Source organism: Streptomyces sp. NPDC059166 (genome assembly GCF_042755185.1).
Classification (GTDB): domain Bacteria; phylum Actinomycetota; class Actinomycetes; order Streptomycetales; family Streptomycetaceae; genus Streptomyces.
In genome coordinates, this window is the sequence record NZ_JBHZCI010000001.1 from 170,322 (window position 1) to 184,153 (window position 13,832).

15 protein-coding genes and 1 tRNA gene are annotated in these 13,832 nt (G+C 69.5%); 5 read left to right on the forward strand and 11 right to left on the reverse strand.

Features of this window, described 5'->3' with window-relative positions:
• Nucleotides 1-53: 53 nt before the first annotated feature.
• The 5 genes from ACFXOA_RS00780 to ACFXOA_RS00800 all read right to left on the reverse strand — a co-directional run bounded on the left by ACFXOA_RS00780 (nt 54) and on the right by ACFXOA_RS00800 (nt 3,947).
• A complete protein-coding gene (locus ACFXOA_RS00780; RefSeq protein WP_385020371.1) occupies nt 54-782 on the reverse strand; it encodes a class E sortase in 729 nt (242 codons plus the stop codon).
• Nucleotides 783-818: 36 nt separating this feature from the next.
• Entirely contained in the window at nt 819-2,231 is a 1,413-nt protein-coding gene (locus ACFXOA_RS00785; protein WP_385020374.1) for a class E sortase, read from the reverse strand.
• Nucleotides 2,228-2,866, reverse strand: a complete 639-nt coding sequence (locus tag ACFXOA_RS00790; RefSeq protein WP_385020377.1) for an aminodeoxychorismate/anthranilate synthase component II — start codon at nt 2,864-2,866, stop codon at nt 2,228-2,230. The genes ACFXOA_RS00785 and ACFXOA_RS00790 overlap by 4 nt, the downstream gene beginning before the upstream one ends.
• A complete protein-coding gene (locus ACFXOA_RS00795; protein ID WP_385020380.1) occupies nt 2,863-3,051 on the reverse strand; it encodes a hypothetical protein in 189 nt (62 codons plus the stop codon). The genes ACFXOA_RS00790 and ACFXOA_RS00795 overlap by 4 nt, the downstream gene beginning before the upstream one ends.
• Nucleotides 3,052-3,179: 128 nt before the next feature.
• Nucleotides 3,180-3,947: a DUF881 domain-containing protein gene (locus tag ACFXOA_RS00800; RefSeq protein ID WP_385020383.1), complete on the reverse strand. Its 768-nt coding sequence runs from the start codon at nt 3,945-3,947 to the stop codon at nt 3,180-3,182.
• Between the two features lie 136 nt (nt 3,948-4,083).
• Between ACFXOA_RS00800 and crgA the strand changes: the two genes are divergently transcribed.
• Nucleotides 4,084-4,338: a cell division protein CrgA gene (gene crgA, locus ACFXOA_RS00805; RefSeq protein ID WP_362545262.1), complete on the forward strand. Its 255-nt coding sequence runs from the start codon at nt 4,084-4,086 to the stop codon at nt 4,336-4,338.
• Nucleotides 4,339-4,637: 299 nt separating this feature from the next.
• Here the strand turns inward: crgA and ACFXOA_RS00810 are convergent, their stop codons facing one another.
• Nucleotides 4,638-5,540 (reverse strand): rhomboid family intramembrane serine protease, encoded by a 903-nt coding sequence (locus ACFXOA_RS00810; protein WP_385020387.1) that lies wholly within the window; start codon nt 5,538-5,540, stop codon nt 4,638-4,640.
• Nucleotides 5,541-5,662: 122 nt separating this feature from the next.
• Nucleotides 5,663-6,190 carry a peptidylprolyl isomerase gene (locus ACFXOA_RS00815; protein WP_385020390.1) on the reverse strand — a complete coding sequence of 176 codons (528 nt, stop codon included), beginning with the start codon at nt 6,188-6,190 and terminating at the stop codon, nt 5,663-5,665.
• A gap of 367 nt (nt 6,191-6,557) precedes the next feature.
• Between ACFXOA_RS00815 and ACFXOA_RS00820 the strand changes: the two genes are divergently transcribed.
• A complete protein-coding gene (locus ACFXOA_RS00820; RefSeq protein WP_385020393.1) occupies nt 6,558-7,283 on the forward strand; it encodes a DUF5324 family protein in 726 nt (241 codons plus the stop codon).
• 255 nt (nt 7,284-7,538) lie between these two features.
• Here the strand turns inward: ACFXOA_RS00820 and ACFXOA_RS00825 are convergent, their stop codons facing one another.
• Nucleotides 7,539-8,216: a hypothetical protein gene (locus ACFXOA_RS00825; RefSeq protein ID WP_385020396.1), complete on the reverse strand. Its 678-nt coding sequence runs from the start codon at nt 8,214-8,216 to the stop codon at nt 7,539-7,541.
• A gap of 261 nt (nt 8,217-8,477) precedes the next feature.
• On the opposite strand from ACFXOA_RS00825, the gene ACFXOA_RS00830 reads away from it, so the two are divergent.
• Entirely contained in the window at nt 8,478-9,263 is a 786-nt protein-coding gene (locus ACFXOA_RS00830; RefSeq protein WP_385020399.1) for a potassium channel family protein, read from the forward strand.
• A gap of 92 nt (nt 9,264-9,355) precedes the next feature.
• Here the strand turns inward: ACFXOA_RS00830 and ACFXOA_RS00835 are convergent.
• Nucleotides 9,356-9,428: transfer RNA gene (locus tag ACFXOA_RS00835), tRNA-Ala, on the reverse strand.
• Nucleotides 9,429-9,598: 170 nt separating this feature from the next.
• Between ACFXOA_RS00835 and ACFXOA_RS00840 the strand changes: the two genes are divergently transcribed.
• Entirely contained in the window at nt 9,599-10,147 is a 549-nt protein-coding gene (locus ACFXOA_RS00840; protein WP_385020402.1) for a helix-turn-helix domain-containing protein, read from the forward strand.
• Between the two features lie 316 nt (nt 10,148-10,463).
• A complete protein-coding gene (locus tag ACFXOA_RS00845) occupies nt 10,464-11,882 on the forward strand; it encodes a serine/threonine protein kinase (RefSeq protein ID WP_385020405.1) in 1,419 nt (472 codons plus the stop codon).
• 51 nt (nt 11,883-11,933) lie between these two features.
• Here the strand turns inward: ACFXOA_RS00845 and ACFXOA_RS00850 are convergent, their stop codons facing one another.
• Both ACFXOA_RS00850 and ACFXOA_RS00855 read right to left on the reverse strand, forming a co-directional pair.
• Nucleotides 11,934-13,256 carry a hypothetical protein gene (locus ACFXOA_RS00850; RefSeq protein WP_385020705.1) on the reverse strand — a complete coding sequence of 441 codons (1,323 nt, stop codon included), beginning with the start codon at nt 13,254-13,256 and terminating at the stop codon, nt 11,934-11,936.
• Nucleotides 13,257-13,592: 336 nt separating this feature from the next.
• Nucleotides 13,593-13,727 carry a DLW-39 family protein gene (locus ACFXOA_RS00855; RefSeq protein WP_003958712.1) on the reverse strand — a complete coding sequence of 45 codons (135 nt, stop codon included), beginning with the start codon at nt 13,725-13,727 and terminating at the stop codon, nt 13,593-13,595.
• Nucleotides 13,728-13,832: the final 105 nt, after the last annotated feature.

Here is a 13,832-nt window from a genome sequence, read left to right on the forward strand (position 1 = left end):
GGGCCCCGGTCACCACCAAGGTGACCGGGGCCCTGTCCGTATGTCCTGTGGTGCTACCGGAGTTCGGCCGGCTTCGTACGGTCCTTGTCCACCTTCTCCGTCCGCACCAGCTCACCCCAGACGATGTAGCGGTACTTCGACGTGTAGACCGGCGTGCAGGTGGTCAGCGTGATGTAGCGGCCGGCCTTCTTCCTACCCGACCCCTTGGGCACCGGAGCGATGGCGTCCACGTTGAACTTCGAGGTCTCCGGAAGCTCCGCGAAGACCTTGTAGACGTACCAGGTGTCCTTGGTCTCGAAGACGACCGCGTCGCCCGTCTTCACCTTGTCGATGTTGTGGAACTTCGCGCCGTGCCCGTCCCGGTGCGCGGCGAGTGTGAAGTTGCCCTGCTCGTCGGAGGGCAGGGCGGACTTGACGGGGTCCGTGTAGTAGCCGGCGATGCCGCTGTTGAGGGTCTCGGTGTCGGTGCCCTTCTTGACCAGCACCTCGCCGTTCTTCATCGCGGGGACGTGGAGGAAGCCGATGCCGTCCCTCGTGTCCAGGGCGCCGGGGCCGTCCGCCCAGTGGTCCCGGACCGTGTTCCCCTGCTTGCCCGCCTCACGGTCGGCCAGCACGTTGGTCCACCAGAGCGAGTAGGCGACGAAGAGGCCCAGCACCACTCCTGCGGTGATCAGCAGCTCCCCGAAGACGCTCACCGCCGACGCGATGGGGTGGCGGGTCCTCCGGCGCACCGGAGCCACCGGCTCGTCGGTGCGCTCTTCCTGCTGGGTCCTCGCTGCCACCGCACCCGCCCCTGTCGTGTTGTCGTCCAGCCCGCTTCAGTCGACGAGCGCGTCAGGCTTCCCCTTGCTGCGCGGCCGTTCGTCGACCATCTTGCCCCACACGATCATTCGGTACGTACTCGTGAATTCCGGGGTGCAGGTCGTCAAGGTGATGTATCTGCCCGGGCCCTTGAAGCCCGATCCCGCGGGCACCGCGTCGATCACGGACACGTTGGACGGCGACGTCTGCGGGAGGATGCTGGTCATCTCGTACGTGTAGTAGGCGTCCTGGGTCTCGACCACGATCGGATCGCCGGGCTTCAGCTTGTTGATGTAGCGGAACGGCTCACCGTGGGTGTTGCGGTGGCCGGCCAGCGCGAAGTTCCCCTTGTCCGCCGATGGCATCGCCGTCTTCAGCTTGCCCTCGCCGTAGTGGCCGATCATGCCGCGGTCGAGGACCTTCTCCTTGCTGATGCCCTCGGCGATCGGCGCGACGACGTCCAGCTTGGGGATGTGCATGATGGCGAAGCCCTGACCGGGCTCGAAGACGCCGGGGCTGCGTTCGCCGCTGGCCCAGTCGTCCTGGATCTTGTGCGTCTCCTGACCGGCGATCTGGTCGGCACGCACATTCGTCCACCACAGCTGGTAGGTGACGAACAGGAGCATCAGCACGCCGAAGGTGATGAACACCTCGCCGACGACCCGGCTGGCCACGACGGCCGGGCTGTCCTTGGCCGCTCGGGCCGCGCGTCTCGCCTCCAGACGGGACATGGGCGCCGCAGGCTCGGCTGTCTCAGGCCTTCCCCCGGCCGCCGGTGCCTCTCCCCGCCGCCTGCCACGCCCCTTGGCCGCCTTGCGGCGCTCCGCCCTTCCGCCCGTGGGCAGCGGCTCCGCACCGCTGTGAGGCTCATCGGCCGGGTCCTGGTCCGCCGCCCTCCGTGTGTCGGCGGTGCGCAGGGCGACCGTCTCGTCGTGACGGCCCGAGGGGAGAGCCTCGTCGACCGGATCGGGATCCGGGAGAAACAGGCTGCCCTGAGCGGACGGGCCGACGGCGGAGCCTGGCACCTCCGTCGTCGCCGCAGGTGCACCCGGCGCGAGGTAGGACGCTTCCGTGGTCGCCGTAGGCGCCCCCGTCATCGGCTCGGGCATCGCCGCCGTTCCCCTGACGGTGCCCGCCGCAGGGACGCCGTCCGGCCCCCGCTGCCCGTACCAGTCCCTCCGGTACCCCTCCGGGTCGTACCACTCACCCGGAGGCTCCGCGGGCCCGTAGGACGCCGCCTGGGGCGTTCCTGGAGCAGCCTCGGAACGTGTTCCCGCCGATCCAGGCCAGGGGGAGGCATGGCGGCCGGGCAGCGGGTCGTTCAGCGGATCCGCGAGCTGTTCCACCGCCGCCGCGAACGAGCCGTCGGGCTCGTACGCTTCCTGCGCGTACGGGCCGTCCTGCCCGGCGCCGGGGTGGGGTGAGGTCACGCGACGACCTTGCCCACCACCGGGGCGAGCCCCGCCGATCTCGTGACGGCGCCGGTGTCACCACACCGCTCCAGCCAGTTGGCGAGCATCAGGTGGCCGTACTCCGTCAGTACCGACTCGGGGTGGAACTGCACTCCCTCCACCGCGTGTTCGCGGTGGCGGAGGCCCATGATGATGCCGTCGGCGGTGCGGGCGGTGACTTCCAGCTCCGGCGGTACCGTCGTCGGCTCGGCCGCGAGGGAGTGGTAGCGGGTCGCCGTGAACGGCGACGGCAGCCCCGCGAACACGCCTTGGCCCTCGTGCAGGACGGGCGAGGTCTTGCCGTGGAGCAACTCCGGCGCCCGGTCGACCACACCTCCGTACGCGACGGCCATCGACTGCATCCCCAGACAGACGCCGAAGACGGGGACCCCGCTGCCCGCGCAGTGGTGGACCATCTCGATGCAGACGCCCGCCTGTTCGGGGGTCCCCGGGCCAGGCGACAGCAGGACACCGTCGAACCCGTCGTCCGCATGTGCCGTGGTCACCTCGTCGTTGCGCACCACCTCGCACTCGGCACCGAGCTGGTAGAGGTACTGGACGAGGTTGAAGACGAAGCTGTCGTAGTTGTCCACGACGAGGATGCGCGCGCTCACTGGCCGGCCCCCGCTCCACCGGCGCCCGTGCCGTCCACCGTCGCGTCACCGAACGGGAGCAGCGGCTCCGCCCAGGGGAAGACGTACTGGAAGAGTGCGTAGACGACGGCCAGCGCCAGCACGAGCGAGATGAAGCCCCGCACCCACACGTTGCCCGGCAGATGCCGCCAGATCCAGCCGTACATGCTGTTGCCTCCATTCGGTACGGGACCAGACTAAACGGCCGGGACGCGGGCGTGGGTCAGCTGTGGAAAGCCGCCTGAGGCGCGTCCGCCGCGCCCCGGTGGGAACCCGGCGGCCCCCGCATCCCTGGCTACTCGACCGGCTGCGCGTAATGGAGATCGACCGTGCCCGAATAGCCGGGAAGCGTCAGCTTGTCATCCTCTTCGACCTTCCACCCCAGCCCGTATGCCTTTACATACAGTTGGTAGTTCTGGATGGCCGTGGAGTCGTCGAGAGCCCGCCTGAGGTCATCCCGGTCACCGACGGCGGTGACCTTGTAGGGCGGCGAGTAGACACGGCCCTGGAGGATCAGGGTGTTGCCCACGCAGCGCACCGCGCTGGTGGAGATCAGCCGCTGGTCCATGACCCTGATCCCCCGGGCGCCGCCTTCCCACAGGGCGTTGACCACGGCCTGCAGGTCCTGCTGGTGGATGACCAGGTCATTGGGCTGCGGGTCCGGGTAGCCGGGGTTGGCGGTCGCGTTCGGGGGCGCGTCGTTCAACGTGACGGACAGCGCCTCACCGGTGATCGCCGTCGTGCCCGCCGCCTTCTCCAGGGCGTCCAGCTCGGCGTCCTCCGCGCTGGTGCTCCCGTCGTCCCGGCGGGCGAGGGTGTCGATGTCGGCCCGTACGGAAGCGGTCGACTCGTCGAGTTCCGCGTTCTTCTCACTGCGCTGCTGGATGAGATCCGAGAGCTTCAGCAGGGAGGAGTCGGTCCGGATATCAGTGCCTTTGGCCGTGTTGGCACTGGTGACGAAGATCAGTCCGGCCAGGGCGAAAACGGCAGCCGTGAGGACCTGGACCGGCCGTCGGGACAGGCGCCGGGCAGGGCCGCGAGGAGATTCGGCAGAATTGCTCAACGTACCCTTATCTCCTTAGGCGCCACGGAAGCACTACGCTAACGGACGCCCCGGGGAGGCAGCATTCCCCCTCGCGCCCCGGCGCCAGCCACAGATCCCTGCGCGGTCACGCAGCGCATCGACAGGAGAGTTCCTCGTGCCGAAGTCACGTATCCGCAAGAAGGCAGACTTCACGCCTCCGCCGGCCAAGCAGTCGACGAACATAAAGCTGGGCAACCGCGGTTGGGTGGCGCCGGTCATGCTGGCGCTCTTCCTGATCGGCCTCGCCTGGATCGTGGTCTTCTACGTCACCGAGGGCGACCTTCCGGTCGACGCCCTCGGGAACTGGAACATCGTGGTGGGCTTCGGATTCATCGCCGGTGGCTTCGGGGTCTCCACTCAGTGGAAGTAGCTCTGCCCTGAAGTTACCCACAGAGTTATCCACAGGCAGGGGAAAAGGTCAGAAGATCTGTGGATAACCTCTCGGTACGTTGACGCCGGTGTGACTACACACTCACGCACGGCGAGAGGATGTGCCCCTTGTCCTGACTGGGAAAACCCAGTTCAGCGACGAGGGGCACACCTGTTCCCCACGTCATGCACAAGATCCGGCACACTCTGTGGACAACTCTGCCCCAGACCTCACAGGGCAGGCCCGGAGAGCGCTGGCACCGCCCGGCTCCTGGCAGCAGGGCGGCCCTCACCGGTCACTCAGGTGAGCGCGGCCGTCCTGCCCACCACGATGGCCACGACCACGAGGAACACCAGGGCGCAGGCGCCGTACTGCACGAGATTGCGGCGCTCCCGTGGGGCATGGACCATGGCGATCGCGATCAGCGCACCGGCCACCAGTCCGCCTACGTGGGCCTGCCAGGCGATCCCGCTCCAGGTGAAGGTGAAGATCAGATTGACGGCGAGCAGTGCGATCACCGGTCGCATGTCGTAGTTCATCCGGCGCATCAGCACGGCGGTGGCCCCCAGCAGGCCGAAGACCGCGCCCGAGGCTCCGAGCGTCCCCTGCCCGGGGGCGGTGATCCAGTAGGTGAGTGCACTGCCGGCCAGTCCGGAGAGCAGATAGAGCGAGAGGTAGCGGGCCCTCCCGAGCGCGGCCTCCAGAGGTCCGCCCAACCACCACAGCCCCAGCATGTTGAACGCGATGTGCAACACCTCCTGATGGAGGAACATCGACGTCACCAGGCGGTACCACTGCCCCTCGGCAACGCCCTCGGGGGCAGCCGCGTTGTCGTCCGTGTAGGCACGGCCGAACAGCAGCAGATCTTCGAGGAGGTCCCGTCCGACGGCGGCCACGGCGAGGAAGACGGCGAGGTTGATCGCGATGAGGATCTTGGTGATCAGCCTGGGGTCGGAGGCGATACGCCCGCCCGCCAATGTGCGGGGCCGGTTCGCAGCGGGATGGTGACCGGTGCCCGAGCCCTTCCGGACGCACTCGGGGCAGTGGAAGCCCACCGACGCCTCGATCATGCAGTCCGTGCAGATCGGACGCTCGCAGCGGGTGCATCGAATCCCCGTCTCCCTGCCGGGATGCCGATAACACGTGGGCGAACCGTCCGCGGCCGCGGATCTGCCCTGGTCTTCCGGCGGCTGCTGGTCCATCCGTCATGACCCCCTCGGTCGTCGTCCGTGGAAGCGGCCGGAACGCAGCCGCCCCGCTCGCCCGTTATGTAGCAGTACGGACGAACAGGGCGGTTGGTTCCCGCACCGGCGAAGACCCTGGGTCAGCGGGTCTCGATGACGACCGCCTCGATCACCACGTCCTGGAGCGGACGGTCGGTCCGGGGGTTGGTCGGGGCCTGGGCGATCGCGTCCACGACCTTCCTGCCCGCCTCGTCGGAGACCTCACCGAAGATGGTGTGCTTGTTGGTCAGCCAAGCGGTGGGCGACACCGTCACGAAGAACTGCGATCCGTTCGTCCCGGGCCCGGCATTGGCCATGGCCAGCAGATACGGCTTGGTGAAGGCGAGGTCGGGGTGGAACTCGTCCGCGAACTCGTACCCGGGGCCACCCGTGCCGTTGCCCAGCGGGTCTCCGCCCTGGATCATGAAACCGCTGATGACCCGGTGGAAGACAGTGCCGTCGTACAGCTTGTCGGTGGACTTCTCACCGGTCGCCGGATTGGTCCACTCACGCTCGCCCGTGGCGAGCTCGACGAAGTTCCTGACCGTCTTGGGCGCGTGGTTCGGCAGGAGCCGGATCTCGATGTCGCCCAGGCTGGTCTTCAAAGTGGCGTAAAGCTGCTCGGCCACGGCCTGCCTTCCCTAAGTCTGTGTCGATGACCACCGATCCTCGCACGGAGGATCCTCTCCAGGGCGCGGTCACGGACGCGGTACGCCCACAGTCACCTCGTTGCTCGCTTTCCTGCACCTTTTCCTCACGCCGGAGCGGTCGATCCGGCCTCACACGGTCGAATGGCGACCAAGTGATCGACCGTGCGCAGCGCGCCGACACGTTTCGTGGCATCGTCGGCCGCACGACCCGCTTGCACCTGATTGACCGAAGATGGCGCCTATGACCCGGATGCCCGTCCCGCATGGCGCTCAATGCCTCAGCGGGCATGATTTCGAATTGGGTGGATAGGCGGAGTACCTACCCGCCACCAAGGAGGAGGATCCCGTGACCCGCATCGACAGCGTGCGCGCCGCAACCTACTCGGCGAAGGACAACGCGCAGCACGCCGCGGAAGTGGTGGCGCCTTACGCCGACACGGCCAAGGAACAGGCCGCGCACTACGCGCAGGAGGCCCGCGCACGACTCGCGCCCAAGGTGTCGAAAGCAGCCGCGCAGGCCCGCGTCCAGTACGGCGCACATCTCGCACCCCGCATCGAACAAGCGCTGACCCATGTTCCGCCGAAGGTCGACGAGGCGGCGCACAAGGCGGCCACGAAGACTCGTAGCGCAGCCCGTTGCGCGGCGGACTACACCGTTCCGCGTGTCGAGTACGCGGTGGCGGCGAGCCGGCCGATGGCCGAGCAGGCCACTGCCCGCAGCGCGGCAGCCCTGGCGGCCCTGCGCGGCCAGGTGACGGCCAAGGAGATCCAGAAGCTCGTGCGGAAGCACGAGCGCCGGGCCAAGGCGGGCCGGTTCACCAAGGGTCTCCTCGTCCTGGGCGCCCTGGCCGGTGGTGCGTTCGCCGCCTGGAAGTGGTGGGACAAGCAGGCCAACCCGGACTGGCTGGTCGAACCTCCCGCCCCTACCGAGGTGGCCGACGATCGCGCACCCCTGACCTCGGTCGACGGCAGCAGCCCTACCGTCCTCGACCCCGAGGTCCGCGCAAAGCAGGACGAGGCAGAGGCCGGGTCCGACCCGGCGGACACCTCCGACCGGGACGACAAGCACTGACACTCGCTGGAGCCCTGGCCGAGGAAGGGGCGCCGGACGACCTTCGGGTCCTCCGGCGCCCCTCGTCCGTGCCGGCGGCGTCCGTGCCGGCGGCCCGCCTCCGTCCGCAGCCCGGCGCCGTTCATCGTTCCGCAGCGTCCTTCAGCTGTTTCACGTGAAACAGAGGCACGGATCAGGCCCGAAGCCGCGGCCGCCAACCGGAGCGTCGTCCGGATTCACGTGAAACCGGCTCATGCCAGGGCCCGACCTGACGGGTCATCGTGCCGCCGCGCGCACGGCCTCCGAGGCCGGGTCGGCAGGTGGCAGCCGGTACGAACGCAGAACCGCGACGAAGGAGAGGGCTGCGACCGCACCCGCGAGGAGCAGGCACCGCACGAGGGTCCATACGGGCCCACCGGTCTCCACGCCCCGGGGCGGCAACCGGCCGTCGGGGTCGAGGACCATCCCGATGCGGTCGCCGGGCACGACAGCCGCTCCGCATCCTCTCCAGAGCCGCACCGGCACCGGAGTCCCGTCGGCCTGGCGCACCGAGCAGAGGTGGCGGTCGCGAGCGCTGCCGGCCGCGACCGCCGTCACGACCACCTCCTGGCGCTCCCCTCGTTCGGCCATGATGAAGTCCGCGGTCGCCCGGGGGACGGTGAGGGCCAGCACCAGACCCAGAACACAGACCCCGCCGGTCAGCAGCCTGCCCGCACGCGCGACCAGCAGGAAGAGGACAACCCCTCCGACGACGGCCATGCCCACGCCCGCCGCACGCTCGAGCGCGACCCCCCTCAGCACGGACGCCATGCCGGCACCGCCGACGGCCAGTACCCCGGCACCGGAGACGATCAGCGCCTCGACGACGAGCGACGGGGGCGGAGCTCCGCGGTAGTCCGCCGGGCCGAAGAGGACGTGCCCGAGCGGAGGGGGTGGCGAATGCCTGCGGGCCACGCTCATCTCCCAGGGTCGGTGCGGCTTCGGTTCCGTGGCCTCCTGACGCGATCGTCCGACTCCCGTGACGGCCCCGCGGCAGTCCGCTCATCGATCGCGGCACGGAACGCATCGGTCGGTCGATTCTCCACGCCCGGGCGGGATCAGCAGGAGCCGGAGGTCCAGGACCGGCCACAGGTGCCGACCGCCGGCACTCGGCGGACAGCGGCCCTGACCGCCCGACCGCAGGGCCTCCGGCCGACGCCCATCGGAGTCCTTACGATGCCACGCATGAAGCTTCGATCCGGCCCGGGCGCCTGGGAAGAGCGCACCCGCGGGCCGCTGCTCGGCATGGCCGTGGTCTTCGCCGTGGCCTATGCCATTCCGGTCGTGTCACCTGGTGCGCCCTCCTGGTCGCACACCGCATGCGCGATGGCCGAATGGACCGTGTGGGCCGCCTTCGCCGCGGACTACGTGGTGAGACTCCTGACGGCGCCCCGCAAGTGGGTGTTCGTACGCCGCCACCCCCTGGATCTGCTGGCCGTCCTTCTCCCGCTCGTACAGCCGCTGCGGCTGCTGCGGCTCGTCTCCACGCTCCTGCTGGTCGGACGTCGGGCCAGGAGGGCTCCGCAGATCACCCTGACCGTCTACGTCGGCGGCTCCGTGATCGGGCTGATGATGTTCGGCTCGCTGGCGGTGCTTCAGGTGGAGAGGAACGCACCGGACGGCAACATCCGCACCCTGGGGGACGCGGTGTGGTGGTCCTTCACGACCATGACGACGGTCGGCTACGGAGATCTCGCACCCACCACGGGCCTCGGCCGGCTGCTCGCCGTGGGCCTGATGCTCTCCGGGATCGCGCTGCTCGGTGTGGTCACCGCCAACATCGCGGCCTGGTTCATCTCCCGCTTCGAGAGGGACGATGCGGAGGAACGCAGGCAGACAGCCCTCCTGGAGAACCTGACCGCTGAGGTGGCGGCGTTGCGCGGGGAAGTCGCCAGACTCTCGGGCTCACCGCTGCCCGGGCGCCCCGCCGCGGAACCGGACCCCTCTCCCGTACCGCTGTGACAGGACCCCGGCGAGGGGCAGGACAGGCCGTACGCCACACGAAAAATGCCCTCCGATCCTGCGTTTTTGCAGATCAGAGGGCACTTCGTGGGTGGAGCCTAGGAGATTCGAACTCCTGACATCTGCCTTGCAAAGGCAGCGCTCTACCAACTGAGCTAAGGCCCCGAAAACAGACATCGCGAGACATGGTCCGCGTCGCGTCGTCCGTCGCAGAACAGAGTACCGGGTGATACCCCCAAACCTGCAAAAGGATTGGGACTCCCGGCCCGCCACCCCCCTCCGTAAGATGCATGACAAGGTTCGCAGCAGCGAAGCCGCAGCGAAGGGGAGACGCAATGGACGCAGCGCAGCAAGAGGCGACGGCTAGAGCCCGGGAGCTCCAGCGCAGCTGGTACGGAGAGCCGCTGGGGGCGCTCTTCCGCAGGCTGATCGACGACCTCGGCCTCAACCAGGCACGTCTCGCGGCGGTGCTCGGTCTGTCCGCGCCCATGCTGTCGCAGCTGATGAGCGGACAGCGCGCCAAGATCGGCAACCCGGCGGTCGTCCAGCGGGTACAGGCCCTGCAGGAGCTGGCCGGCCAGGTGGCGGACGGCAGCGTCAGCGCCGGCGAGGCCACCGACCGGATGGAAGAGATCAAGAAGTCTCAGGGCGGCTCCGTCCTGACCAGCACCGGGCAGACCTCCTCCACCGGCGGTGCCCCCACGGTGCGCCGCGTGGTCCGCGAGATCCAGTCGCTGCTCCGGTCGGTCTCCGCCGCCGGCGACATCATCGATGCGGCGGACTCCCTCGCCCCCGCCCACCCCGAACTGGCAGAGTTCCTGAGGGTGTACGGAGCCGGCCGCACGGCCGACGCGGTCGCGCACTACGAAGGCCACCAGAGCTAGGGTCCTCCGTCTGGATCAGGCCGGATCAGGGTGCGGCACCAGGCCCCGCGAGCCCGGCATGATCCGGACGGAAGGCCTTGGCGCCTCGGCGGGCGGCTCCGCCCGCCGAACAGCGGCGTCCGGTGCGTGGGCCCGGCGTCCCGGGCGCAAGCGCCGGCAGTCGACTCACTCGGGCCGGCGCCCGGTACGACGGAAGGGCGTACCGGGCATCACGAGGGGGCGGACGTCGCCGCCAGTACCTGCACCGGACGGCCCGGGGCGACGGGGAGTACCGGACAGCACGAACCGAAACGGAAACGGGAGCGGGCACAGCGCAATGGGTGAGGTCTTCGCTGGTCGGTACGAGCTGATCGATCCGATCGGACGTGGTGGGGTAGGCGCCGTCTGGCGTGCCTGGGACCATCGACGGCGCCGGTACGTCGCGGCCAAGGTCCTGCAGCAGAGCGATGCGCACACCCTGCTGCGCTTCGTCCGCGAGCAGGCTCTGCGGATCGAGCACCCCCATGTGCTCGCCCCCGCCAGCTGGGCCGCCGACGACGACAAGGTCCTGTTCACCATGGACCTGGTGAGCGGCGGGTCGCTGGCCCATGTCATCGGTGACTACGGGCCGTTGCCCCCGCGCTTCGTCTGTCTCCTGCTCGACCAGCTGCTTTCCGGGCTGTCGACGGTGCACGCCGAGGGGGTGGTCCACCGTGACATCAAACCGGCCAACATCCTCATGGAGGCCACCGGAACGGGCCGTCCGCATCTGCGGCTCTCCGACTTCGGGATCTCGATGCGCAAGGGAGAGCCCCGGCTCACCGAGACCAACTACGTGGTGGGAACGCCGGGTTACTTCGCACCCGAGCAGATGATGGGCGCGGAACCTGACTTCCCCGCAGATCTGTTCGCCGTCGGTCTCGTCGCGCTCTATCTCCTCCAGGGCAGAAAGCCGGACAGCAAGGCACTGATCGAGTACTTCGCCGCCCACGGCACTCCGAGCGCCCCTCAGGGAGTACCGGAGCCCTTGTGGCAGGTCCTCGCGGGCCTGTTGCAACCGGATCCGCACGCCCGGTTCCGTACCGCCACGGGTGCCCGCAAGGCGCTGACGGCAGCGGTCGAGATGCTGCCCGAGGCGGGCCCCGACGAAGAGCCGGTCGAGGTGTTCGACCAGATCGGTCCCCTGCCGTCCGGCTTCGGGCCCGACGGACCGGGGACACCGGCCCGCCCCGCCCGGTCGTCCGCGGCGGGCGTACCTGTCGGCCCCCAGGCCACACATGAGCCGCCCGGGGGGCCCGCGACGTCCCCAGGACCTCAGGCACCGCAGGTACCTCAGGCTCCCCAACAGCCCTACGTGGCACCGCCGTCGGTGCAGCAGCCCCACGTCTCACAGCCGGTCACGGAACAAAGGCCCTACGCGGCACCGCCGTCGATGTCGGAGACCGGCAGCTTCCACCTCGCACCGCCACCGCAGCGCCCCGCATCCCCTCCGCAGGCAGCGGCTCCGCTTCCGGGCCAGGGCGCGCCGCCCTACGACGCCCAGGAACTCTCGCAGGCGGCGACCGCGGCGGTTCCGTACGGCGCCCCTCACACCCGCGCGTACACCGCCCAGCAGCAGCGGGCGCCCCGGAGCGCCGCGCAGCCTCCGGCGCCGGGCGGGCGGCGGCAGGGACCGACCGTGAAGGTGGCCGTCCCCGTCCTGGTCGTGGCGCTGCTCTGCTTCGCCGTCGGCATCTGGGCACTCACCCAAGCCTGACCGGGGCTTCCGTCGGGGCCCGTTCGCGGTCCGGGCCCTGGCCCGCCCGCCCTACCAGGCGGGCGGCGGGCCGCCGGGGGCACCCGACGAGGGCGTGACCGGTGCGGCCCGGCGCCGGGCGAGCAGGGTCCACGCGCCCAGCCCCAGCACCAGGACGGAACCCGTCCCGATCCCCGCGAAGCCCACCACCGTCATCATGTCGCTGCGGCCGGCCTCGGACTCCTTCTGCCCGCTCCTGGCCATGTCCCTGTCGTCGTCGGAGACCCCGAAGATCCCGGCATCCCCCTGGTACGGCGAGGGCTTGCCGTCGTTGACGACCTTCACCTTGAGCGTCAGCTCGATGGGATCGTCACCGTAGTGCTCGGCCACCTCCGGGGAGAGGGTCACCGACAGGTAGTACCAACCCGCGAAGCGCATGGCGCTGACATCCGCCGCCGACGCGTACCGGTTCTCGTACGCCACCGGAGGCAGGGGGTCCAACGCGACCGAACTGGGACCTCCCGAGTACGACAGGGTCGCGTCGTCCACATGGCCGTGGGCGGGATTGTCCAGGGCCACGGCCAGGGCGTTGCCGAGGAACTCGGTCGACTTCCCGCTGTTGCTCAGCGCCGCCGTGGCGAAGATCTGCTGCCCCCAGTCCACTGGAACCCGGTAGAAGCGCGTCTGCCCGGGCGCGACGGAGTCGACCCACTCGCCCGACTCCAGGCTGGTGGCATCGTGGAACCCACTGCCCCCGGCCCGCCTCTGCGGACCCGTCGGAGGCACCGGGGAGGCCGACGGCCACTCCTGCGGTGCCTCGGTCGGCAACGCCGCGCCCTCCTTCAGGGACGGCTCGGCCTCGTAGCGCAGCTCCAGCTCCCAGGCGTCCGAGGACGAAGTCTCCTTGCTCTCACGCTCGATCACGACGTTGTAGGTCCCGCCCGCCTTGCACGTGGTGCTGTCCTCCTCCACGTTCCGGTAGGCGTAGGCGGCGATCGGACGCGGGAACTCCGCGGCTTCGAAGGCGGCGTCCTCGGAACTGCAGCGGATGTCGTCGAGATCCCTGATGCTGACGGTGATCCCGTCGCCGTAAGCGACCTTCCCACCCGCTTTCGGCACGGCCACTGCGGAGACGTACGCGTCGGTCGTGTCGTCCAGCTCCACGCGGTAGTAGAGCTTCTGACCGTTCCCGATCGAACTCCTGTAGACGGACCCAGGCTTCAGCTCCGGCGCCTCGGCGTTCGTCTCCGTACCCTCGACCGACACCGCCGCGGGATCGAAGGTGTACGCCGGCGGACCGGCCGCTGCGTGCGCCTGTCCGGGGAGAGCTCCCATGGCGCACACCGCTGCGAGCGTCGCCAGCGTCACCCTGCCCCTGCCGCGCTGCCTGTTCACGCGCTTCCCCTCGTCGTCTCCGTACGTGCCCGCTCCGGCCGCGTACGAGAACCGGGCGGCCAGCACGGCCCCGGCACCCGCACCGGCAGCGATCACGGTGCCGGTCCATCCTGCCCCGGCATCCCCACCGCTGTCTGCGGCAGTGGGGGATACCGCCCGGATTCCCGTACGTCCCGCACGACGGCCGCACAGCTTCGCACACGCGAATAAATACTTCACTCACGCGAATACGTCGATGCGGCTGCGCCCCGGTGGACCTCACCTCACGAAGCAGCCCCCGGACAGCACAGAGCCCCGGCCGCTCGGCGGCCGGGGCTCATAGCAGACTGCTGCGTCTCACACACCTGAACCTGCGGGCACGGAGTCGGTCGCCTCCGTCCACAGATCCTGCTCGGCGCGATCCGCCTGGATCTGGCGGTACACGAGGAGCCCGCCGATGGCGGCCAGTGCGACCAGGAGAAGCTTCTTCACCGCGCGACCTCGTCTTTCCTTGACGTAAGGGACTTCTGCCGCCCGACTATACACACCGGCCGATACCGATCGGTGACCTCCCCGGGGCCCTGCGGCAACCCGTTC